The following is a 1510-nucleotide window of genomic DNA, read 5'->3' as shown; positions in this document are numbered from 1 at the left end:
GCCTATTGCCGCATCTCCAGTTACCTGCAGACCATGGCAAATCAGGGATACAATCCGCTGGTCGCCATTCAAATGGCCTTTTCGGGACAGCTCTATGCTGATAGGGGTGAGTAGTTACAACTATATTTAACATACCGCGCGAAACATGCCCCAGGACACAGAAAACATACTCCGGGAACTCGGGCAACGCCTGCGTCACCGCAGATTGGCCCGCCGGGACCGGCAGAGCGATATGGCAGCGCGGATTGGCGTTTCCCGCCCGACGTATAGCAAGCTGGAAAACGGCGATCCCGGCGTGGCTGTCGGTCATTGGTTAACGGCGCTGTCAGTTATTGGTAACCCGCGTATTTTGCTCGATACCATCCCGGTTGATCTGTTTGAGATGGCTGACCAGGCCGGGCGGCGTACTGGTCGTCGCAGAAAGCGATCATGAGCGGTATTTCCCGAGTTTACGTCTGGATTAGCCCGCATCGCTCACCGATCTCCTGGTTCCAGCATTTTGGGCGCCGGGACGTGGCCAAGATAGCTCGATAGCCAATTTCTCGTGCCAAGGCACTCGCCAGGAGAAGAGATTCTCGTGTTTTTCGCTCTCTCAGGAGCTCTGGAGGATGTTTTTTTGACAGAACATTAGAGGACAGCACGGCGGAAATGAAACCGGAGGAAGCGGATTTGGAAAGGGCGACGGAAGATGATGACGTTGGTTTGCCGAATCCGGATTTGTACCGACGATTGCATGTAAAGGTGGCGAGGAGAGTAAGCGGTTTAACAGGGTGGGCGCACTGTTAAAAAGTGTTGCCTGTACTATCCCCTATGTCCCAGACTATAATAAATCGGTATACCGATAAATAGCAGGAGGATCCCGTGATGGCAACGGAAACAATTCAACACAGCACGATCAAAGAACTGGTAGAGGCGGGCGCGGTTCGCCAGGCTTGTGCTGTGGCTTTTGGTGATCGTTGGAGTTTGGTGTTTTCCTACGGGGGGGTAGAAAAAACGCTTTGCTCCAAGAATAGCCACAATATCCGCTCTTGGGCGAATCTCAACAGTGTGGCGAAGTACCTGGCAGAGATTGGGATTCGGAAGTTTGAGACTGATGCTACCAATTTTGATCCGAACCAAAAAACCCTTTCTCGTCCCGACAAATCAGTAGCGCTGAAGCGAGCGCATGAGGCCGTTGAATACGACCGTTGGTTCCGCGAGCAGGTTCAGGAAGCCGTAGTTGATGCCGACCGCTCGGATGCACAATGGCTCACCACGGATGAACTGTTCGATGGACTGGAAAAACGCCTTCAACGCAAATATGGGATGCGCCAAGTTTGAGAGTCCGCTGGTTGAAAAGAACGGATCTTGATCTTGAAGAGGCTTTCGATTGGCTGGCAGAACGAAACCTAGTCGCTGCTTGGGAAATGCTAGACAGAGTACGGAAACGAGGCAACCAGGATTTGGCAGCACACCCAGAAATTGGCCGCCCTGGTAGGGTACATGGTACGCGTGAGCTAGTTGTTACGGG

General features: G+C 52.8%; 3 protein-coding genes. All 3 read left to right on the top strand.

Translation table 11 applies throughout. The features are described from left to right. The first annotated feature begins 145 nt into the window (after window positions 1–145). The gene (locus ACOCD2_RS19550; RefSeq protein ID WP_293650026.1) at window positions 146–433 is read left to right on the top strand and encodes a helix-turn-helix domain-containing protein; all 288 of its coding nucleotides are present in this window, start codon (window positions 146–148) and stop codon (window positions 431–433) included. Window positions 434–861: 428 nt separating this feature from the next. Continuing rightward, the gene (locus ACOCD2_RS19545) at window positions 862–1320 is read left to right on the top strand and encodes a hypothetical protein (RefSeq protein ID WP_293675121.1); all 459 of its coding nucleotides are present in this window, start codon (window positions 862–864) and stop codon (window positions 1318–1320) included. Then, a partial coding sequence (locus tag ACOCD2_RS19540; RefSeq protein ID WP_308214509.1) for a type II toxin-antitoxin system RelE/ParE family toxin occupies window positions 1317–1510 on the top strand: 194 nt, incomplete at its 3' end. The genes ACOCD2_RS19545 and ACOCD2_RS19540, both read left to right, overlap by 4 nt.

The organism is Thiolapillus sp. (assembly GCF_048562965.1).
Classification (GTDB): Bacteria; Pseudomonadota; Gammaproteobacteria; order Chromatiales; family Chromatiaceae; genus Thiolapillus; species Thiolapillus brandeum_A.
This window is presented reverse-complemented; position numbering and strand designations above follow the sequence as displayed.